Consider the following 20,296-nt stretch of genomic DNA (forward strand, 5'->3'; position numbering starts at 1 on the left):
CGAGGCGCTGGGTCAGCCGTGCGCGCGCTGCGCGAAGTACGCGAGGTTCATGCGCGGGTTGAGGTATTCGACGACCGGGCGCGGCAGCGCGCGTGGCTTGAGCACCGAATCGATGGTGACCTCGTCGGAGTCGACGAGGCTCAGCACCAGCGCATCGCGGCGCGGCACACCCGGTTCATACACCAGCACGGTCGGCTTGAGCGTGTTGCCCGGCGTGACTGCCACAACGATCGCGATCGAGCCGGTCGACAGGCGCACGAAGGAGCCTGGCGGGTACACGCCCAGCTCCTTGATGAAGGCCGACAGCATCAAGGCGTCGAAGTGCGCCGATTCGCGCGCGTACATGTGTGACAGGGCTTCGGCCGGCGTCAGGGCCTCGGCGAGCGAGGGCGGGTTGCACAGGTTGTCGTAGCGGTTGGCGATCGCGACCATGCGCGCGAGCGGGTTGATGTCCGGGCCCTTGCGCCCGGCCGGAAAGCCGCTGCCGTCTACGCTTTCATGGTGGTCGCGGATGATCGCGCGCACCGGCACGGAGACGTGCTTGCCGACGATCTGCAGGCCGTATTCGCCGTGCAGGCGGTACAGCGATTCCTCCGGACGGCTGCGCTCCTTTGCGCGCAGCACGATGGGGCTGATGCGGCTGGCGCCGATGTCGTGCAGCAGCGCACCCATGCCCGCCGCTTCGAAGACTTCGCGCTTGAGGCCCAGCCCCTTCGCGAGGATCATCGTCAGGATCATGACGTTGAGCGAATGCTGGTGCGTGGCGTCGTCGCGCTTGCGCGAGGCGACCAGCATCACGGTCGCACCGGCATCCTCGAGGAAGGTGGACGCGAGTTCGCCGACCATCACCCCAGCCTGCGCAGTCGCGCCGGCGGGATCGCGCAGCAGGTCGGCGAGGAGGTTGCGGGTCGAGTCCACACAGGTGCCGTAGGCCTTCTCGCAGCTCTGGATGCGGTCGCGGTGTTCGAGCATGCGCGCGGCGCGGCGGCGCTTGGCTTCGATCTGCGCCTGGTCCTCGGCTTCGGGCGCGGGCGGCGGGGCGGACGGGACCTCGCCGCCGGGCGGCAACGGATCCGCTTCCGAGCGTGCCGGATCGTACGCGATCTTGCGCAGGCCCAGCTCGCGTAGCGTCGCGAGCTGCTTCTCGCTGGTGATGCGGAAGGAATTGACCATGAACGGATGGTCAAGCCAAGGCAGATCCAGCGACACGAACATGCCCACCTGCAGTTGTTCGACGCCGACTTTCGGCAGTGAGTCCGGCATCTCTTCAGAACGGGTGAGGGATGGGTGAGCGGCTGCTACCGCCAGCCGGATGCGGGGCGGCGGCGGCCGGAAGCCGGCCGCGCACCTTGCCCGCATGATAAACCCATTTTTACAAATGGGTTTCGCGGGGTGCCTACTTCAGCGCAGCGAGCGCCGCCGCGTAGTCGGGTTCGTCCTTGATCTCGCCGACGAGCTGCGAGTGCAGCACCTTGTTGTCGGCATCGAGCACGACGACGGCACGCGCGGTGACGCCCGCTAGCGGGCCGGAGGCGATCTCGACGCCGTAGTCCTTCATGAAGTTGCGCCCGCGCATGGTCGACAGCGTGACGACGTTCTCCAGCCCTTCGGCGACGCAGAAGCGCTTCGACGCGAAGGGCAGGTCGGCGGAGACGATCAGCACGACGGTGTTGTCGAGCTTGCCGGCTTCGGCGTTGAACTTGCGCGTCGAGGTCGCGCAAGTCGGGGTATCGAGACTGGGGACGATGTTGAGGACCTTGCGCTTGCCGGCGTAGTCGGCGAGCGTCACGTCCTTGAGGTCTGCGCCGACCAGCGACAGCGGCGGGGCGCTGTCGCCCTTCTGCAGGAATTTGCCGGCGACTTCGATCGGGTTGCCACCCAGGGTCACGGTGCTCATAGGTACGTCTCCTCCGTTGAGATGTCGGGGCCGGCGGCGGGCGCCGGGCTTATCGGATCAGTCTAGTCGGGAATTCCGCGCAGGGGAACCGCGCGGACGGAGGGGTCTTCGCGGGAGGCGGCCGGGGGGCACACCTCCCGCATGCCGCGGCTCAGGGACGGCCCGAGCGGCCGGCCTTGACTTCGTCGTACCAGAACTCGTGGTGCTCCCTGGCCCAGGTCTCGTCGACGTAGCCAGTCTTCATCGACTGGTAGGCACCTTCGACGCCTATCGTGCCCATGTAGATATGGCCCAGCGACAGGGCGATCAGGACGATCGCGCCGACGCCGTGGACGATGTTCGCGAGCTGCATGGTCGCGCGCGTCTGGCCGAAGTTGGGGAAGTCCATCACGAGGCCGGAGCCGGCGACGATCAGGCCGAGGAAGGTCACGCCGATCCAGAACCAGGTCTTCTCGCCGAAGTTGAAGCGCCCCGAAGGCACGTGCTCGCCGCTGGCGATGCCGCCGGCCTTGCGGATCCACACGCTGTCGACCGCCTGCCACACGTTGTCGCGCAGGAAGGCGACGATCATCAGCAGCGTGAACACACCGAACACCGGGCCGATGTAGTTGTGCACGGTCTTGCCCGCCCACAACAATCCGCCGAGCACCGCATTGCCGAACACCGGCTCGATGAAGTGCTTGCCGAACAGGATCAGCACGCCGGTGATCCCGAGCACGACGAAGCTGATCGCGGTGCCCCAGTGCACGACGCGCTCGAAGGTGCTGAAGCGCTGCATCCTGCGCCCGGTCGGCGCGCCGTGCAGCTTCACCGCGCCCTTCACCGCGAAGAACAGCCCGATCGCGGTGGGCACGACCAGCAGCAGGACGCCGCCCCAGAACGTGATCGGGCCGTTGCGCCACTGGCGCCACGCCTGGCCTTCGGTCTGGATCAGCACGCCGGTTTCGGGGCCGCGCACGGTGGTGAAGTGCGCCTCGCCCGAGCGCACCTCGCGCCACACCGGTGCGTTGTTGAGCGGCTGCGCCTGCTGGCGCTCGACCTGCGCGGCGGCCGGAGCGGCCTGCGCCAGCACCGACCCGCTGCCCAGCATGAACAGCCATGCCACCAGCGCCAGCAGCCCGAAGCCGCTGCGCCGTCCGAGGATTGTGCTCATGGCCGCCTCCTCATTCGACACGCTTGTATTCATTCTGCGCGCGGACGCGGTTGCGCTGGGCCTGCTCCCAGGCGCCCTTGTCGCCCTTGAACGTTCCGCCCTCCCACGGCCGCGTGTCGGCCTTGCCGGCATACTTGCCCTGCTCGAACTTGCCGACCTGCGGCTGCTCGCTGCAGCCGGCGAGGAAGGCGGCCGCGAGCGCGGCAGCGATCACGTACGGAATGCGCGTTGTCATTTCGCCTCCTCCTTGTCCTTGCCGTAGGCGGTCATCCATCCCCAGGCCTCGACACCCTTGCCACGGCGCAGGACGCGGTCGCGGAAGATGTCCGAGAGTTCGGTCGCGTCGCCCGCGAGCAGCGCCTTGGTCGAGCACATCTCGGCGCACAGCGGCAGCTTGCCTTCGGCCAGCCGGTTGCGGCCGTACTTGTCGAACTCGGCCTGCGAGCCGTTCTCCTCGGGCCCGCCGGCGCAGAAGGTGCATTTGTCCATCTTGCCGCGCGCGCCGAAGGCCGCCGGGCCGTTGGGGAACTGCGGCGCACCGAAGGGACAGGCGTAGAAGCAGTAGCCGCAGCCGATGCAGCCGTCCTTGTCGTGCAGGACGACGCCTTCCTCGGTCTGGTAGATCACGTTGGTCGGGCACACCGCGATGCACGGCGCGTCCGAACAGTGCATGCAGGCGACCGACATCGAGCGCTCGCCCGGCACCCCGTCGTTGATCGTGACGACGCGCCGGCGATTCACGCCCCACGGCACCTCGTGCTCGTTCTTGCAGGCGGTGACGCAGCCGTTGCACTCGATGCAGCGCTCGGCGTCACACAGGAATTTCATGCGTGCCATCTAATTATTCCTCCTAGGCCTTCCGCCGGGCCGCCCCAAGGACGGCCGCAGCCCCCTTGGGGGGCAGCGAACAAAGTGAGCGTGGGGGTCGTCATCTATGCCTTGGATACGCGGCACAGGGTGGTCTTGGTTTCCTGCATCATCGTCACCGAGTCGTAGCCGTAGGTCGTCGCGGTATTGACCGCCTCGCCGCGCACGATCGGGGCCGCCCCCTCGGGGTAGAACTTCAGCATGTCCTCGCCCTGCCACCAGCCGGAGAAGTGGAAGGGCAGGAACACCGTGCCCGGCGCAACGCGCTGCGTGACCTGGGCGCGCACTTTCAGCTTGGCCTTGGTCGGCGATTCGACCCAGATGTAGTCGCCGTTGCGGAAGCCGGCGTCGTTGGCGTCCTTGGGGTTTACCTCGGCGAACATCTCCTGCTGCAGCTCGGCGAGCCAAGGGTTGGAACGCGTTTCCTCGCCACCACCCTCGTACTCGACGAGACGCCCCGAGGTCATGATCAACGGGTAGTCCTTCGAGATGTCCTTGACCTTCTCCTGCAGCGACTTGTACAGCGTCGGCAGGCGCCAGAACTTCATCTTGTCGTCGTGCGTGGGGTACTTCTCGACCAGATCCGGGCGCGGCGAGTAGATCGGCTCGCGGTGCAGCGGCACCGGATCGGGGAAGTTCCACACCAGCGCGCGCGCCTTGGCGTTGCCGAAGGGGTGCATGCCGTGGTTCTTCATCGCGACACGGATGATGCCGCCCGAGAGGTCGGTCTTCCAGTTCTTGCCTTCGGCGGCGGCCTTCTCGGCGTCGGTGAGCTCGTCCCACCAGCCGAGCTTCTTCAGCAGCACGTCGTCGAACTCGGGATAGCCCATCTGCAGCTCGGCGCCCTTGGAGGCGGAGCCTTCCTCGGCGAGCAGCGACACGCCGTCGCGCTCGACGCCGAAGTTGGCGCGGAAGTTGCCGCCGCCGTCCATCACGTGCTTCGACGTGTCGTACAGGTTGGGCGTGCCGGGGTGCTTGAGTTCCGGCGTGCCGTAGCACGGCCAGGGCAGGCCGAAGTATTCGCCGTCGCACGGGCCGCCGTTGGCGCGCAGCGTCTTCACGTCAAAGGTCGCCATGTTCTGCATGTGCAGCTTCAGCCGCTCGGGCGACTGGCCGCTGTAGCCGATCGTGAAGGTGCCGCGGTTAATCTCGCGCAGGATGTCCTCGGGTACCGGCTCTTCCCAGCCCTGCTTGTCCTTCACCAGCGGGATGTTCTTCACCAGCTCGTCGGCGAAGCCGAACTTCTTCGCGAAGGCGTACATGATGGTGTGGTCGGGCTTGGACTCGAACAGCGGCTCGATGACCTTCTCGCGCCACTGCAGCGAACGGTTCGACGCGGTAGCCGAGCCGGAGGTCTCGAACTGCGTGCACGCCGGCAGCAGATACACGCCGTCCTTCCTGACCATCGCCGCCATCGACGCGGTGGCCGACGGGTAGGGGTCGATGACGACCAGCGTGTCGAGCTTCTTCATCGCCTCGACCATTTCGGCGCCGCGCGTCTGCGAGTTCGGCGCGTGGCCCCAGTAGACCACCGCGCGCAGGTTGCCGCCGGGCTGGTCGATCGCGTCCGGGTTCTCAAGCACGCCGTCGATCCAGCGCGACACCGTGATGCCGGATTTGGTCATCAGGTCTTCCGACGCGTAGCGCGCCTTGACCCACTCGTAATCGACGCCCCACACCTTGCACCAGTGCTTCCACGAGCCCGCGGCGAGGCCGTAGTAGCCGGGCAGCGAGTCGGGGTTGGGGCCGACGTCGGTCGCGCCCTGCACGTTGTCGTGGCCGCGGAAGATGTTCGTTCCGCCGCCCGCGACGCCGACGTTGCCGAGCACCAGCTGCAGGATGCACATCGCGCGCACGTTGGCGTTGCCGACGGTGTGCTGGGTCTGGCCCATGCACCACACGACCGTCGAGGGGCGGTTCTTCGCCAGCGTCTCGGCGACCGTACGCACCTGCTCCTCGGGAATGCCGGTGACTTCCTGCACCTTGTCCGGCGTCCACTTCGCGACTTCCTCGCGCACCTTGTCGAGGCCGTACACGCGCTGGCGGATGTATTCCTGATCCTCCCAGCCGTTCTGGAAAATGTGGTACAGCATGCCCCAGATGAAGGAGATGTCGGTGCCCGAGCGGATGCGCACGTAGTAGTCGGCCTTCGCCGCGGTGCGCGTGAAGCGCGGATCGACGACGACCATCTTCGCGCCGTTCTCCTTGGCGTGCAGGATGTGCAGCAGCGACACCGGATGCGCCTCGGCCGCGTTGGAGCCGATGAACAGCATCGCCTTCGCGTTCTGCATGTCGTTGTAGGAGTTCGTCATCGCGCCGTAACCCCAGGTGTTGGCGACGCCGGCGACGGTGGTCGAGTGGCAGATGCGCGCCTGGTGGTCCATGTTGTTCGTGCCGAAGAAGGACACGAACTTGCGCAGCAGATAGGCCTGCTCGTTGCTGTGCTTCGACGAGCCGATCCAGTACACGGCATCCGGGCCGGACTCCGTGCGGATCTTCAGCAGGCGGTCGCCGACTTCCTGGATCGCCTGGTCCCACGTGATCTTCTGGTACTTGCCGTCGACGAGCTTCATCGGGTATTTCAGGCGGTGCTCGCCGTGGCCGTGCTCGCGGATCGAGGCGCCCTTGGCGCAGTGCGCGCCGAGGTTGATCGGCGAGTCGAACACCGGCTCCTGGCGGATCCACACGCCGTTCTTGACCACGGCGTCGATCGCGCAGCCGACCGAGCAGTGCGTGCACACGGTGCGCCGCACGCTCGTGTCGCCGGCCGCGCCCGCCGCTTCGGGGCTCGCCGCGTCGGCGCTGCCGATCAGGTTGTAGGGCAGCTGCGCGGCCAGCGCGCCGGCGCCCACGCCGAGGCCCGAGCGCTTGAGGAAGGTGCGCCGGTCCATGGTCTGGCCGAAGTGCCGTGCCGCCGAGCTGCGCAGCTGACGGGCGGCGCCCGTCGCCTGGGTGGATTTCCTCGTAAGCATCGCCTGTCCCCCGCCTAGATGCGCGCAGTGCGGTAGTAGTTGCGCGCGTGCTCGCTGACGCCGCGCTCCGCCCCGGTGTCGCCCGCCGCCTGCGCGAGCGGGGCGGCGACCGCGGCCGGCTTGCCGGCAACCGTCGCGACGGCCGCTGCGGCAGCGGCGCCGCCGGCGCCGAGGGTCAGCAGGAAATGACGGCGCTGCAGGCCGGATTTCTTGTCTTCCATGGTCCTTCTCCCGTATCGGATCGCTCGGCCGGCCCAGCGGACCGGAGGCGACCTACTCCATTGCGAAAGCTTCGCTCTCGATGTCGAAAAACGCCCGCATCAGTGCACCGGCGCGGGCATAGAACCGTGCCTGCGGCGCCGCGGCGAGGGCGTCGGCGAGGCGCACGTACCAGGGCTGCAGGTGACGGATGAAAAAGCGGCGCTGCCGCGCGAGGCCGGCCTCGTCGGGGCCGGTGAGCACGAGGTGGCGCATGACCTCGGCGAGCGCGGCGATGTGGTCCTCGGTCTCGGCGACGCCGGGACGGCGCGCGAGGCCGAGTTCGGCGAGATCGTCGCGCAGCTCGGCGAGCGGCTCCTCCATCAGGAAGCCCGCGAGGTAGAAGGACCCGAAGAGCATCACGTCGGGCCGCCCGATGCCGTAGAACAGGGCGTCGTATTCGGCATGCACGGCGGCCGCGTCGCTGCCCGCGGCGATCTCGCCGAGCCCCGTCCAGGCGGCCGCGAACGGCGTGTCGCCCGTGCCGAGCACGCGCGCCGAGGCGACCAGCGCGCCGAGCAGCGGGGCCTCCGGCGCGGCGAAGAAGAGATTGCCCAGCAGCGCATAGTGGTGCGCGCGCGCGCGGTCCTCGTCGCTGAGCACCGGTACGTCGTCGGGCGCCGGCTGCTGCGGCTGGAAGATCGTGGCAGGGGCGTTCATTCGGTCATGTCCCAGGCTTTGGTGCCGTTCTCGTTTTCCATCAGGTCGATCACGCGGCAATCGGCGCACATCTGCAGGCGCCTGCGCTGCGCCTCGGCGGCGAACATCGAGTGGCCGGCAAGGCGCGCAAGCATCGTGTCGATGATCGGCTTCGCGCCCATCGCCGCGCCGCAGCGCACGCAATGGAAGATCTCGGCCTCCTTCAGCGGCACCACGCGGCGCGCCGCGTCGTCGAGCAGCAGGCGCGGCGTGAGCGCGATGGCGTTCTCGGGACAGGCGTTCGCGCATAGTCCGCACTGCACGCAGCTCTTCTCGAGAAAGCCGAGGCGCATCGCGTCCGTCGCGGCACTCAAGGCCCCGGTCGGACAGGTGCCGACGCAGGCCATGCACAGCGTGCAGGCATCGCTGACCGCGACGGCGCCGAAGGGGGCGCCGGCCCGCAGCGCGATTTCAACGACCGGCACGGGTGCCAGCGCGTGCAGGTGGCGCAACGCGAGGTCCAGCGTGTCGCGCTTGCGCGCCACGAGGCGGAAAGTCGCCGGGCGGCTCACGCCCTGCGCGGGCGTCCAGTCCCACAGCGCGGATTCGAGTTCGGGCCAGTCGCCGGCGTCGATCACGCGGACGTGCTCGCCGCCGTAGCCGAGGCCGGAGAGGATCGCCTGCGCATGCGCGGCCTGCGCGCGCAGCGGCGCCGCGTCGTGCGTGCCGGCCGCGAGCACGGCGACCTGGCAGGCGCCGAGCGCGAGACTGCCGAGCATCAGGTCGAGGCCCACCGCGTCGGCGCTCCAGGTTTCGAGCGGAATCACGCGCGCCGGTAGCCCCTTGCCGCGGCGCGCGAGCCGCTCGATCAGCGCGCGACCGGCCTCCGCCGAATGGAACAGCAGCGCGGGCGCCTCGCCGCCGGCGTCGCCGTACTCCCTATAGCGCGTCAGCACCGTCTTCACGCGCAGGCCGAGGTCCTCGACGCGCGGATACTGCGACGCGAGCGCACCCGTCGGACACACCGTGGAACAGGTGCCGCAGCCCTGGCACAGGTAAGGATCGACGCGTACCGTGTCGCCCGCCGACGTGATCGCCTCGGCCGAACAGGACTCGATGCAGGCCGTGCAGCCGATCTTGCGCGAGCGGCTGTGCGCGCACAGCTTGGGGTCGAGCGCGACGTAGCGCGGCTTCTCGAATTCGCCAATGAGATCGCCCAGCGCCTGCGCCGCGAGCGCCTGGTCGAGCGGGTCGCGCCCCGGCGCGGCGTAGCCCTGCGGCGGCGAGACGCGCTGGATGAGCGGGTCGGGCGAGAGGTCCAGCACGAGGTCGAAGCGCCCTTCGCGGCGCGTGTCGGTGCGCGCAAAATCGATCGCGCCGACCGTGCCGCAGGCGCTCACGCACGCGCGGTGCGAGCGGCAGCGCGCCGCGTCGACCTGGTAGTCCCAGCCGATCGCGCCCTCGGGACAGGCGCGGATGCAGGCGTTGCAGCGCACGCACAGGTCGAGGTCGATGGGGTTGTGCTGCGACCACACGGCGTCGAAGGCGCCGAGGTGGCCGGAGAGCGTCACGCCCGCGCCGGACCACACCGGATAGCGCCGTTCGGTCGGCAGTTCGGCATCGCCGCTCGTGCCGGTGAGCAGCACGGACACGCCGAAGCGCACCGCCAGCCGCTCGGCCCAGCCCAGCGCCGCGCCCGCCTCGCCGACGATCAGCAGGCGATTGCCCGCCGCGAGCGTCACGCCCGCGACCGGCTCCGGCTCGGGCAGCATCGCCGCGGCGATCAGCGCCGCCATCTTGGGCGTCGCGCCCTGGCCTTCGGCGGACCAGCCGGCGTTCTCGCGCAGGTTGAAGAAATCGATGCGCATCATCGGCCGCTCCGCCGCCACTTCGGCGAACAGCGCAGCCTCCTGCGTACAGCCGACGAGCACGTCGCCGCACGCGAGCGCAGACTCGAACTCGCCGATCTCACGCCGGCACAGTTCGTGATGGACTTTGAGCGGCACCGTGCTGCCCGCCGCGAGGGCTTTTTCATCGACCGCGAAACTGCGATTGCAGTCGCACAGCCTGAGCTGTCTCTCCACTTTGGATGGTCTGCCTGGCTGATTGAGGTGAACCAGGCCAAGCAGAGGACGTACCAGTGAAATGGTAGTAAAAGGACGCAGGAATCCCTGATTTACCGTAGAGAAAAGCCCGAAACCGGGTCAGCCGCGACAAAAAGTCGCAGCGTCCCCAAAATGTCGCATTTGCTACGCGCGATCCGCGGGCGTCGGGCCGCCGCTGCCGGGCTGCGCGGATGCTTCACCGTGCCTGCTCGGCGTCGCTCCGGCCGACGGTGCGCCGGGCGCCCCCTCCGCCGCCTGCGCATCCGACGTCGCCGCGGCAGGCGACTGACCGGCATCGGCATCGCCCACGGCCTGCGAAGCTGCAGGCTGCGCGGCGCTCTCCTGCGCATCCTCTTCCTTGAGCAGCATCTCGAACTGGCCCAACTTCTGCAGCATGTCGGCCGGGATCGGATCGCTGCCCGAGTAGTCGTCGATGTAGATGTCGAGCTTGTCCATGCGCTCGAAGTGGAAGTGCGGATCGCTGAAGAGCTTGCGCAGCGCCGCGCGGCGCAGCGACTCGCTGACCTCCTTCTTCATGAAGGCGCTGAAGTCCGCCGCGAGATCCAGGCTGTCGATGGGCGGCAGCGCGGCCTCCGCGGGCGAAGCCGGGGATCCGGCGTCCGCGGTCGGCGCCGCGGTCGGCGCCGCGGCGGGCGCGGCGCGGCCTTGCGCGGCCGGGGTCGCCGGCACCACCGGGGCCACGGGCTCGGCGGCGGCAGCGTCGCCGCGCTTCAGCCGCGACCAGCGTTCGAGGAACCGGCTCACGACTGCTCCCGGTCCTGCGCCAGCGGGTCGTTGCGGCGCACCTTCTTGCGCGGTGCCGGCTTGTAGTGCAGGTTCACGAACGCACCGACCCAGTCGGCGATCTCGCGCGGCATCGCGACCCCATCGACCTGCTCGCCCGAGTCGAGCAGGCGCGCCGCCTCGCCGTAGCTCACGGTGACGACGAGCGGCTTCACGACGCCGTCCTCCTTGCGCCACATCACGAACACCTTGGGCACCGGTGAGCTCAGGTTGAGGAAGTAGTTGTCCGCCTCGTCGCGGAACAGCTCCAGCGCAAAACCGCCGACGAGGTACTGGTCGCGGTCGGTCTCGGCGACCAGCTGACGCGTCGCCGCCGGGTTGTCGCCGAAGGCCGGCACGACGCCGACGGCCTCCCAGGCCTCGTCCGCCCAGCGGCTCTGCAGGCGGCGGCGCTCCATGATGACGGCGACGGGAAAGCGGTCCATGCGGCGAACTCCGGGTGACTCGGTCTCTCATAGGATAGGCGATGCGGCCACGGCGGGCGAACCGCGCGGCCGGCGCCTGCGGCTAGAATACCCCCTCGAACCTACCCGTCCACCTCCATGCCCCCAGCCCCCGCCACGCCACGCCGTCCGCTGCTGAGCCACGCGAGCCACCCGCTGACGGTGACGATCCCGGCCGTCGACGAGAACGGCGAACAGGTGCCGACGCAGATCGCCGGCGAGTTTCCGCTGACGATCTATGTCGACCGCCGCGAGATCGTCACGCTGATGACGCTGGGCGCCGCGCCCGAGGCGCTGACGATCGGCTGGCTGCGCAACCAGCGCCTGGTCGCGAGCCTCGACGACATCGAGGCGGTGCAGGTCGACTGGGAGGTCAATGCCGTCGCAGTGAAGACGCGCAACGGTCTCGTGGACGCCGACGAGCGCCTCGGCAGCCGCACCGTCACCACCGGCTGCGGCCAGGGCACGGTGTTCGGCGGGCTGATGGACGAGATCGACGCGATCCGCCTGCCGGCCGAGCGCACGCTCACGCAGGCGACGCTGTACGCGCTGATGGACGCGGTGCGCCACCACGAATCGATCTACAAGCAGGCCGGCGCCGTGCATGGCTGCGCGCTCGCACGCCCCACGGCGGACGGCTGCGACATCCTCATGTTCGTCGAGGACGTCGGCCGCCACAACGCCGTGGACGCCATCGCCGGGCAGATGTGGCTGGACGGACTCGACGGCGGCGACAAGATCTTCTACACCACCGGCCGGCTCACCTCCGAGATGGTCATCAAGACCGCGCAGATGGGCATCCCCTTCCTCGTCTCGCGCTCCGGCCTCACGCAGATGGGCTGGGAGATCGCGCGCCGAATCGGCCTCACGATGATCGGCCGCGCGCAGGGCAAGCACTACCTACTATTCACCGGCGAGGAGCGATTCACGCGATGAGCACGCGCGAAAAAATCACCGGCGTCATCCTCGCCGGCGGGCAGGGACGGCGCATGGGCAGCGTCGACAAGGGTCTTGTCGAGCTGCGCGGGCGGCCGATGGTGGCTCACGTGATCGAGCGTTTCGGCCCGCAGGTCGACGAGCTGATCATCAACGCCAACCAGAACGCCGAACGCTACGCCGCCTTCGGCCATCCCGTCTTCCCCGACGACATCGGCGGCTTCGCCGGCCCGCTCGCCGGACTGCACGCGGCCCTGTCGCGCGCGCAGCATCCGCTCGTCGCGACCGCGCCCTGCGACTCGCCCTTCCTGCCGGCGGATCTCGTCGCACGCCTGTATCGCGGCCTCGCGCAAGCCGGCGCCGAGCTCGCCGTCGCGCGCACCTTCGACCAGCCGCACCCGGTGTTCTGCCTGTGCCGGCGCGACGTGCTGCCGCACCTCGACGAATTCCTCGCCGGCGGCGGCCGCAAGATCGACTTCTGGTATGCGACGCTGAAGGTCGTCGAAGTGCGCTTCGACGACGAGGAAGACGCGTTCCGCAACATCAACACCCGCGACGAGCTCGACGACGTCGGACGATGAGCGCACCCGAGCCGCCAGTCATCGAACACCTTGCGCCGCAGAGCCCCTGCCTCACCGCGAAGCAGGCGGCGGCCTACCTGCACCTCAACGAGAAGAAGCTGTACGAGCTCGCCAACAGCGGCGAAGTCCCGGCCGCGCGCGTCGGCGGCAAGTGGCTCTTTCCGCGCCGCCTGCTCGACGACTGGCTGCTCGAACAGGCGCACGGCGGCGTGCTCATCGACCGCCTGCTGATCGCCGGCGGCGACGACGCCTTGCTCGCCGCGGCGGTGCGCACACTGGCCGTCGAACTCGGCGCCGAAGCCTTCGTCGCCTACAGCCCGACCGCAACTCTGCCCGGCCTCGAACAGCTCGCCCGCCGCCGCGCCGACATCTCCGTCGTGCACTGGGGCGACGCGCAGCACAGCGCCACCCTGCACGCCACGCTGCTGCGCGCCCATCCCGGTCACGCCCGCTGGACGCTGGTGCGCATCGGCCAGCGCGAGCAGGGCGTGCTGCTGCGCCCCGGACTGGGCATCGACCAGCTCGAAACGCTCGCCGCCTTCGACGTGCGCTGGGCGATGCGCGAAGCCGGTTCCGGCGCCGCACACTTCCTCGCCTCGGCCCTCAAGGCGCGCGGCCTGCACGCGGAAGACTGCAGCGCCGTCGCGACGATCGCCGGCGAACGCGAAGCCGCGGCACTCCTCGTGCGCGACGCCGCCGACTGCACCCCCGGCACGCGCGCGACCGCGAGCGAATTCGGCCTCGACTTCCTGCCGCTGGGCTGGGAAGCGCTCGACCTCGCGCTGCCGAAGGAGATCTACTTCCGCCACCTCTTCCAGCGCCTGCTCGCGCGCCTCGGCAGCGCCGAGATCCGCGATCTCGCGCAGCAACTGGGCGGCTACGAACTTACGGCGCTGGGACAGGTGCTGGCTGCATCCTGAACGCGTAATCCACGACGAAATCCGCCACCGCCTGCGGATCGTTGATGTCGAGTTGCGGCAGCGCCGTGTCGAGTGCGACGTCGGTCGCGACCGCGACGATGTGCGGGTCCTGCAGGTAGAACGGCGCCTCGCGCACCGCGGTGCGGCGCACCTCGATCTTGGGGATCGGCGCGCGCTTGAAGCCCTCGACCAGCACGAGGTCACAGGGCGAGAGTTTCTGCAGCAGTTCTTCCAGCGGCAGCTCGGGGTCGCCGCGCAGCTCGTGCATCAACGACCAGCGCCGCCCCGAGCTGACCAGCACCTCGCGGCAGCCGGCGTTGCGGTGGCGCCACGAGTCCTTGCCCTCGTGGTCGATGTCGAAGCTGTGATGCGCATGCTTGATCAGCGACACGTCGAGGCCGCGCCCGCACAGCACCGCGACGACCTTCTCGATCAGCGAAGTCTTGCCGCTGCCGGACCATCCGGCGAATCCGATCACTTTCAATGCTCTGTCCTGTCTCATGGGCGTCGGCGCGCGCTCACGCGACCGACTCGCCCCACTCCGCGCACTTGCGCTCCAGCGTCTTGCGCGACACCCCCAGCCGCCGTGCCGCCTCCGACTTGTTCCCGCCGCACGCATCCAGCATGCGCAGGATGTGGCGCTTCTCGACCTCGTCGAGCGGCAGGTCCATGCCGCCCGCGAGCACGTCGCCGCGTGTCCCCAGCGCCTCCACCGGGAAGCCGCCGAGGATCAGCGAGCGCTCGATGAAGTTGCGCAGCTCGCGCACATTGCCCGGCCAGCCATAGGCCTCGAGGCGCGCGAACAGCGTGTTCGACAGCGCCAGCGCCGGAACGCCCAGCTGCGCGGTCAGCTGCCGCATGAAGTGGCGCACCAGATCGGGGATGTCCTCGGCGCGCTCGCGCAGCGGCGGGCTCACGATCTCGACCACCGCGAGGCGGAAGTACAGGTCCTGGCGGAAGCGCCCCGCGGCGACCTCGGCGGCGAGATCGCGGTTCGACGCGGCGATGATGCGCACATCCACCGGCACCTCGCGTTCCGAGCCGACCGGCCGCAGCTTGCGCTCCTCGAGCACGCGCAGCAGGCGCGTCTGCAGCGCGAGCGGCAGCTCGCTGATCTCGTCGAGGAACAGCGTGCCGCCGTGAGCATAATAGAACAGCCCGTTGCGCGTCTCGGTCGCGCCGGTGAACGCGCCCTTCACGTGGCCGAAGAGTTCGCTCTCGATCAGCCCGGCCGCGATCGCCGGGCAGTTCACCGGCACGAAGGGGCGCTGCGCGCGCGGACTCATGCGATGCAGCGCGCGCGCGGCGACTTCCTTGCCGGTGCCCGATTCGCCGAGCAGCAGCACGGTGCTGGGCATCTGCGCGACGCGGCGCAGCACGGCGCGCAAGCTCTCCATCGCCGCCGATTGCCCGACCAGGCCTTCGACGTCGGCCGCCAGGCCCGCGAGTTCGCGCCGCAGGATGAAGTTCTCGCGCGCGAGGTGGGCGCGCTGGAAGCAGTTCTTGATCGCGTTGAGGATCTGGTCGACGCGGAAGGGCTTGAGGATGAAGTCCGACGCGCCGCCGCGCAGCGCGTTGATCGCGGTGTCGAGATCGGCGAAGGCGGTGATCAGGATCACGTCGCCGGCGAAGCCCGATTCGCGCAGTTCGTGCAGCCAGTCGAGGCCGGACTTGCCCGGCAGCGCGATGTCGAGGATCAGCAGGTCGAAGTGCAGCCGCGCCATCAGGCGCATCGCATGCTCGGCATCCGGCGCCGTCTCGACGAGACCGCAGCGCGGTTTCAGCGCGCGCGCGAGAAAGCTGCGCATCCCTTCCTCGTCATCGACGATGAGGACCGAATGCGCCTGCCAGTTGAATTCCGGCGTGCCGGCGGGCCCGGCTGCTCCCCCCTCGCGCTCGTGCCGCATCGCTGTCCTTTTCATGGGCGTGGCTCGGTACGCACGGCCGCGCCGCACGCAGTTACATTTTGATAATAACCGAGTCGGTCGGGACGTTGTCCCTACTATGACTCACCAGCGCCGCAAAAACCCCGGGGCGCTCGGGGATTCGTCGTAACGCGGCTCGCGCCTCAGCCACAGCGCGAACTCCGTGCCCTCGCCGGGCCGGCTGTCGACCGTGATGCGGCCGCCGTAGCGCTCGACGATCGTGTAGCTGATCGACAGGCCCAGGCCGGTGCCGCTGCCCTTCTTGGTCGTGAAGAAGGGATCGAAGATGTGCGACAGATCCTCCGGCGCGATGCCATGCCCGGTGTCGCGCACGCGGATCACCGCGCCGACGCTCGCGCCGTCCTCGCTCCAGTCCGCCGTCGTGAGGTTCAGGCGCCCGCCGTCGGGCATCGCCTGCACCGCATTGACGATCAGGTTGATCAGCACCTGCTGCAGCTCGCTGCGGTTGATCTCGATGCGCGCGCTCGCCGCGAAGTCGGTCGCGACCTCGAGCGCGCGACGGTCGAAGCCGTGCTGCGTCAGGAACAGGCAGTCCGCAACCACCTCGTTCACGTCCACCGCCTCGGCATAGCCCGCGAACTCGCCCGGACGCGCGAACTGCAACAGCTTCGTTACGATCTGGCGGATGCGGTCGGTCTGCTCGTGGATCAGGCGGATCTCCTGGCGCACCGGCTCGGCGGCCGGCCCCAGCAGGTCGCGCAGCACGTCGAGGTTGCCCTGGATCACCGCGACCGGATTGTTGATCTCGTGCGCGACCCCCGCCGTCAGCTCGCCGATCGCCGCGAGCTTCTCGCTCATCACCAGCTGCTGCTGCGCGCGCCGCAGCGTCTCGTTGGCCTCGCTCAGCTCCACGGTGCGCTCGGCGACCTTGCGGTCGAGCTCCTCGGCCCAGCGCTGCAGCTCCTCGCGCTTGGCGGACAGCGTGTCGAGGAGGTGGTCGAACTCGCCCGCCAGCCGCCCCAACTCGTCGCGGCTCGCGACCTCACCGACGCGCGCGTCCGCTTCGCCCTGTTCGACGCGCTGGATCACCGCGTTCATGCGCTCGATCGGCCGGAACACGCTGCGCGCCCAGCGCAGGCTGAGCGCCGCCCCGGCCGCACTGATCAGGACGAACAACACGAACAGCGCGCCCATCGCCATGCGGCCGGCGTCGCGGAAAGGCTCCTCGAGGAAGCCCACGTACAGCATCCCGACGCGCTCGCCGCGGCCATCGGCGATCGGCTCGTAGCCCGAAACATAATCGTCGTTCACGACAAAGGCCGCCCCCAGCCACGTCTCGCCGCGCCCCAGCACACGCTCGCGCACCGCCTGCGACACGCGCGTGCCGAGCGCCCGCGTGTCGCCGAACAGGCGCACATTGGTGGCGATGCGGGTGTCGTCGAGGAACAGGGTGGCGGTCCCGCGGCTGCCGAGCGGCAGCGAGCCGTCGCGATAGACGATGGCGTTGATGCGGTCGACCATCTCCAGATTGCCGTTGAGCAGGACGCCGCCCTCGAGCACCCCCACGAGGTTGCCCTTTTCGTCATGCACCGGTGCGGCGGCGTGGATCACCAGTCCCCGATCCTCCGCCGTTCGCGCATCGGGTGCCGCCGCGCGCGTTTCCACGAGCGGCAACCAGGCGCGCTCGCGCAGGGCCGGGGACACATATTGGAGCGCGTCGGCGGAGAATCGTTCGACCGTCGTCAGCGCCGATCCGTGCAGCGCCGCGGCGACGACCGGCCAGTCCAGGCGCGGGATCGCAACGCCCGCCAGCGGCTGCGACGCCGCCAGCGGACGGCCCTCGCGATCGAGCAGCAGCAGGAAGTCCAGCCGCCGCCCGGGCGCGAGTTCAGCGAGCAGCGACGACAGTGCGGCCGGCGTCGCGCCAAGCCTGGCGACGAGCCGGTGCGATTCGGCCAGCGCCTGCACGTCGTAGCCGACGCCGCTGCGCACGCGGTCGAAATACTCGTGCGCGGTGACGAGATCGGAGCTGATCTTGAAGTTGAGCAGGCGCTCGTAGGCCTCGTAGCCCCAGGTCCACACCAGCCCCAGCAGCACCGGCACGCCCACCACCAGCGGCGCGAGCACCAGCACAAGCAGCTTGGCGCGCACCGAGCTGCGCAGGCGGTCGGTCCAGCGCGGGCGCGCTTGCCGAGACATCAGCCCACGCTCCGCGCGGAGCCCGCACAGGAAAGCGCTGTTCCTCCCCCTTCAAGGGGGAGGTTAGGAGGGGGATGGGTTTCTGCCACGCGTGCTTGACCCATCCCCACCCCAACCCTCCCCTTGAAGGGGAGGGAGTGACCGGGCAGCACTCAATTTGACTCGCGTAATTGCGTGCTGAGTTATTAGCCGCGGACCATCATCTCGCGCAGGCGCGCGACACGTTCCTGCGTCGACGGGTGGGTCGAGAACAGTCCGCGCAGGCCGCCGCCCGACAGCGGGTTCATGATCATCATCTGCGCGGTCTCGGGATGCGCATCGGCGGCGTGCATCGGAATGCCGCGCGCGTAGGCGTCGATCTTCGCCAGCGCGCTCGCGAGCGCCTCGGGATCGCCCGAGATCTCCGCGCCGCCGCGGTCCGCGCCGAACTCGCGGGTGCGCGAGATCGCCATCTGGATGATCATCGCCGCCAGCGGCGCGAGGATCATCACGAGGATGCCCAGCACGGGGTTGGTCCGCTCGCCGTCGCGATTGCCGCCGAAGAACATGCCGAACTGCGCCAGCATCGAGATCGCACCGGCCACCGTCGCCGACATCGTCGAGATCAGGATGTCGCGGTTCTTCACGTGCGCGAGTTCGTGCGCCATCACGCCGCGCAGCTCGCGCTCCGACAGCATGCGGACGATGCCCGTGGTCGCCGCGACGGCCGCGTGGTCCGGGTTGCGCCCGGTGGCGAACGCGTTGGGCTGCTCCTCGTCGATGAGGTATACCTTGGGCATCGGCAGGCCGGCGCGCTGCGCGAGGCCGCGCACCATGTTGTACAGGTAGGGCGAGCTGGTCTCGTCGACCTGGCGCGCGTTGTACATGCGCAGCACCATCTTGTCGGAGAACCAGTAGGCCCACACGTTCATCGCGCCGCCGAACACCAGCGCCATCAGCATGCCCTGCTTGCCGCCGAGCATGGCACCCACGGCACCGAACAGGGCGACGATACCTGCCATGAGGATCGAGGTCTTGAGCCAGTTGCCGAACATGTGCGTAATTCCTTCCTCAGTGATTGGGGTTGTGTGCCCCCTATGTGGGGCCGAACACCACGGCTTCAATGCAGGGCGGGGAATTATCCCCGCGCGCCTTCAGCTCCCGCTGCCGAAGCGTTCGCCTGCACTGACCGGGAATCCGCGCAGAAATTCCCCGGCGGGCATGCGCCGGCTGCCCGGCTTCTGCAATTCGACGAGGCGCAGTGCCCCTTCGCCGCAGGCGACGACGACCCCGGACTCGTCCGCCGACAACACCGTGCCCGGCGCGCCGGCTCCGGCGACGGGCTCCGCGCGCCAGATCTTCACGGCGACGTCGCGCAGCGTGCCGACCGCGCCCGGGAAGGGATTGAAGGCACGCACCGCGCGCCCGATCGCCACCGCCGGACGCCGCCAGTCGATCGCCGCCTCCGCCTTGCCGATCTTCGCCGCGTAGGTCACGCCGGCCTCGGGCTGCGGCTCGGCGTGCAGCGTGCCCTGCGGCAGCGCGCGCAACGCCTCGACGACCATCTCGGCGCCCAGCGCGGCGAGGCGGTCGTGCAGCGTCGCCGTCGTGTCGTCGGGGCCGATCGCCAGTGCGCGCTTCATCAGCATCGCGCCGGTATCGAGGCCCTCATCCATCTGCATGATCGTGATGCCGGTCTCGGCATCGCCCGCCTCGATCGCACGATGGATCGGTGCCGCCCCGCGCCAGCGCGGCAGCAGCGAGGCATGGATGTTGATGCAGCCCAGGCGCGGCAGCTCCAGCACCGCGGGCGGCAGCAGCAGGCCGTAGGCCGCGACGACGAGGATGTCCGGCGCGCACGCGGCGAGCGCCGCACGCTGCTCCTCGGTGCGCAGCTTCTCCGGCTGGTCGACGGCGATGCCGTGCGCGAGCGCAACCTGCTTCACCGGGCTCGCTGTGAGCTTCATGCCCCGCCCGGCAGGGCGGTCCGGCTGGGTCAGCACCAGCGGCACCGCGAAACCCGCGGCGAGGATCGCCTCCAGCGCCGCAGCGGCGAATTCGGGCGTGCCCGCGAAGGCGACGCGGAGCGAGGTACGCAAGGGGGCGGCCGCGCTCACGCGGTGATCCGCGCTTTCTTCGCCAGCCGCGTCTTGATGCGGTTGAGCTTGAGCGGCGACAGGTATTCGACGAAGACCTTGCCTTCGAGGTGGTCGAGTTCGTGCTGGATGCACACCGAGAGCAGGCCGTCGGCCTCCAGCTCGAAGGGCTTGCCGTCGGCGTCGAGCGCCTTCACGCGCACGTGCTCGGCGCGACGCACACTCTCGTAGATGCCGGGCACCGAGAGGCAGCCTTCCTCGCCGATATGCTCGCCGGACTTCTCGAGAATCTCGGCGTTGATGAACACGCGCAGGTCGGAGCGGTCCTCGCTGATGTCGATCACCACCACCCGCTTGTGCACGTCGACCTGCGTCGCGGCGAGCCCGATGCCGGGCGCCTCGTACATGGTCTCGGCCATGTCCTTGACGAGTTGGCGAATCGAATCGTCTACGTGTGCGACCGGGGCGGCGCGCGTGTGCAAACGGGGGTCGGGATAGCGAAGGATCGGTAATAGCGCCATAAATGCTTGCCGGGTTAAGTCATTACGTGCAGAATTTCAA

General features: G+C 69.2%; 20 protein-coding genes. 3 read left to right on the forward strand and 17 right to left on the reverse strand.

The window, feature by feature from the left end:
- Positions 1-12 precede the first annotated feature (12 nt).
- The 11 genes from GPA27_RS06695 to GPA27_RS06745 form a co-directional block, all read right to left on the reverse strand.
- Positions 13-1,263, reverse strand: coding sequence for an HD-GYP domain-containing protein (locus GPA27_RS06695; protein WP_169138796.1), 1,251 nt, complete (start codon positions 1,261-1,263; stop codon positions 13-15).
- Between the two features lie 133 nt (positions 1,264-1,396).
- Positions 1,397-1,897 (reverse strand): thiol peroxidase, encoded by a 501-nt coding sequence (gene tpx, locus GPA27_RS06700; RefSeq protein WP_169138797.1) that lies wholly within the window; start codon positions 1,895-1,897, stop codon positions 1,397-1,399.
- A gap of 151 nt (positions 1,898-2,048) precedes the next feature.
- Complete coding sequence (locus GPA27_RS06705; protein ID WP_169138799.1) at positions 2,049-3,050, reverse strand: formate dehydrogenase subunit gamma; 1,002 nt, start codon at positions 3,048-3,050, stop codon at positions 2,049-2,051.
- 10 nt (positions 3,051-3,060) lie between these two features.
- Positions 3,061-3,285 (reverse strand): hypothetical protein, encoded by a 225-nt coding sequence (locus GPA27_RS06710; protein ID WP_169138801.1) that lies wholly within the window; start codon positions 3,283-3,285, stop codon positions 3,061-3,063.
- A complete protein-coding gene (fdh3B, locus tag GPA27_RS06715; protein WP_169138803.1) occupies positions 3,282-3,887 on the reverse strand; it encodes a formate dehydrogenase FDH3 subunit beta in 606 nt (201 codons plus the stop codon). The genes GPA27_RS06710 and fdh3B overlap by 4 nt, the downstream gene beginning before the upstream one ends.
- A 95-nt stretch (positions 3,888-3,982) precedes the next feature.
- Positions 3,983-6,889 carry a molybdopterin-dependent oxidoreductase gene (locus GPA27_RS06720; RefSeq protein ID WP_169138805.1) on the reverse strand — a complete coding sequence of 969 codons (2,907 nt, stop codon included), beginning with the start codon at positions 6,887-6,889 and terminating at the stop codon, positions 3,983-3,985.
- Between the two features lie 14 nt (positions 6,890-6,903).
- Entirely contained in the window at positions 6,904-7,110 is a 207-nt protein-coding gene (locus GPA27_RS06725; RefSeq protein ID WP_169138807.1) for a hypothetical protein, read from the reverse strand.
- Positions 7,111-7,162: 52 nt separating this feature from the next.
- Positions 7,163-7,807 (reverse strand): TorD/DmsD family molecular chaperone, encoded by a 645-nt coding sequence (locus GPA27_RS06730; protein ID WP_169138809.1) that lies wholly within the window; start codon positions 7,805-7,807, stop codon positions 7,163-7,165.
- Positions 7,804-9,870, reverse strand: coding sequence for a 4Fe-4S binding protein (locus tag GPA27_RS06735; protein ID WP_169138811.1), 2,067 nt, complete (start codon positions 9,868-9,870; stop codon positions 7,804-7,806). Before GPA27_RS06735 ends, GPA27_RS06730 begins: the two co-directional genes overlap by 4 nt.
- A 165-nt stretch (positions 9,871-10,035) precedes the next feature.
- Complete coding sequence (locus GPA27_RS06740; protein ID WP_169138813.1) at positions 10,036-10,656, reverse strand: DUF3306 domain-containing protein; 621 nt, start codon at positions 10,654-10,656, stop codon at positions 10,036-10,038.
- On the reverse strand, positions 10,653-11,120 hold the full coding sequence (locus GPA27_RS06745; RefSeq protein ID WP_169138815.1) for a DUF3305 domain-containing protein: 468 nt from the start codon (positions 11,118-11,120) through the stop codon (positions 10,653-10,655). The genes GPA27_RS06740 and GPA27_RS06745 overlap by 4 nt, the downstream gene beginning before the upstream one ends.
- 117 nt (positions 11,121-11,237) lie before the next feature.
- Here GPA27_RS06745 and GPA27_RS06750 point away from each other — a divergent pair, with 117 nt between their 5' ends.
- The 3 genes from GPA27_RS06750 to GPA27_RS06760 are packed head-to-tail and all read left to right on the forward strand — an operon-like array spanning position 11,238 to position 13,575.
- Positions 11,238-12,074 (forward strand): formate dehydrogenase accessory sulfurtransferase FdhD, encoded by an 837-nt coding sequence (locus GPA27_RS06750; RefSeq protein WP_169138817.1) that lies wholly within the window; start codon positions 11,238-11,240, stop codon positions 12,072-12,074.
- Positions 12,071-12,655: a molybdenum cofactor guanylyltransferase MobA gene (gene mobA, locus GPA27_RS06755; protein ID WP_169138819.1), complete on the forward strand. Its 585-nt coding sequence runs from the start codon at positions 12,071-12,073 to the stop codon at positions 12,653-12,655. The genes GPA27_RS06750 and mobA overlap by 4 nt, the downstream gene beginning before the upstream one ends.
- Positions 12,652-13,575 carry a substrate-binding domain-containing protein gene (locus tag GPA27_RS06760; protein WP_169138821.1) on the forward strand — a complete coding sequence of 308 codons (924 nt, stop codon included), beginning with the start codon at positions 12,652-12,654 and terminating at the stop codon, positions 13,573-13,575. The genes mobA and GPA27_RS06760 overlap by 4 nt, the downstream gene beginning before the upstream one ends.
- Here GPA27_RS06760 and mobB read toward each other — a convergent pair.
- The 6 genes from mobB to def all read right to left on the reverse strand — a co-directional run bounded on the left by mobB (position 13,541) and on the right by def (position 20,256).
- Positions 13,541-14,059, reverse strand: coding sequence for a molybdopterin-guanine dinucleotide biosynthesis protein B (mobB, locus tag GPA27_RS06765; RefSeq protein WP_169138823.1), 519 nt, complete (start codon positions 14,057-14,059; stop codon positions 13,541-13,543). The two genes, GPA27_RS06760 and mobB, sit on opposite strands and share 35 nt — an antisense overlap.
- Before the next feature lie 34 nt (positions 14,060-14,093).
- Positions 14,094-15,482, reverse strand: a complete 1,389-nt coding sequence (locus GPA27_RS06770) for a sigma-54-dependent transcriptional regulator (protein WP_169138879.1) — start codon at positions 15,480-15,482, stop codon at positions 14,094-14,096.
- Positions 15,483-15,584: 102 nt separating this feature from the next.
- Positions 15,585-17,660, reverse strand: coding sequence for a sensor histidine kinase (locus GPA27_RS06775; RefSeq protein ID WP_169138825.1), 2,076 nt, complete (start codon positions 17,658-17,660; stop codon positions 15,585-15,587).
- Between the two features lie 185 nt (positions 17,661-17,845).
- Entirely contained in the window at positions 17,846-18,694 is an 849-nt protein-coding gene (gene htpX / locus GPA27_RS06780) for a zinc metalloprotease HtpX (RefSeq protein WP_169138827.1), read from the reverse strand.
- 99 nt (positions 18,695-18,793) lie between these two features.
- The gene (fmt, locus tag GPA27_RS06785; RefSeq protein ID WP_169138829.1) at positions 18,794-19,756 is read right to left on the reverse strand and encodes a methionyl-tRNA formyltransferase; all 963 of its coding nucleotides are present in this window, start codon (positions 19,754-19,756) and stop codon (positions 18,794-18,796) included.
- The gene (gene def / locus GPA27_RS06790; RefSeq protein WP_169138831.1) at positions 19,753-20,256 is read right to left on the reverse strand and encodes a peptide deformylase; all 504 of its coding nucleotides are present in this window, start codon (positions 20,254-20,256) and stop codon (positions 19,753-19,755) included. Before def ends, fmt begins: the two co-directional genes overlap by 4 nt.
- Between the last annotated feature and the right edge of the window lie 40 nt (positions 20,257-20,296).

The organism is Aromatoleum toluolicum (assembly GCF_012911005.2).
In the GTDB taxonomy this organism is placed as follows: Bacteria; Pseudomonadota; Gammaproteobacteria; order Burkholderiales; family Rhodocyclaceae; genus Aromatoleum; species Aromatoleum toluolicum.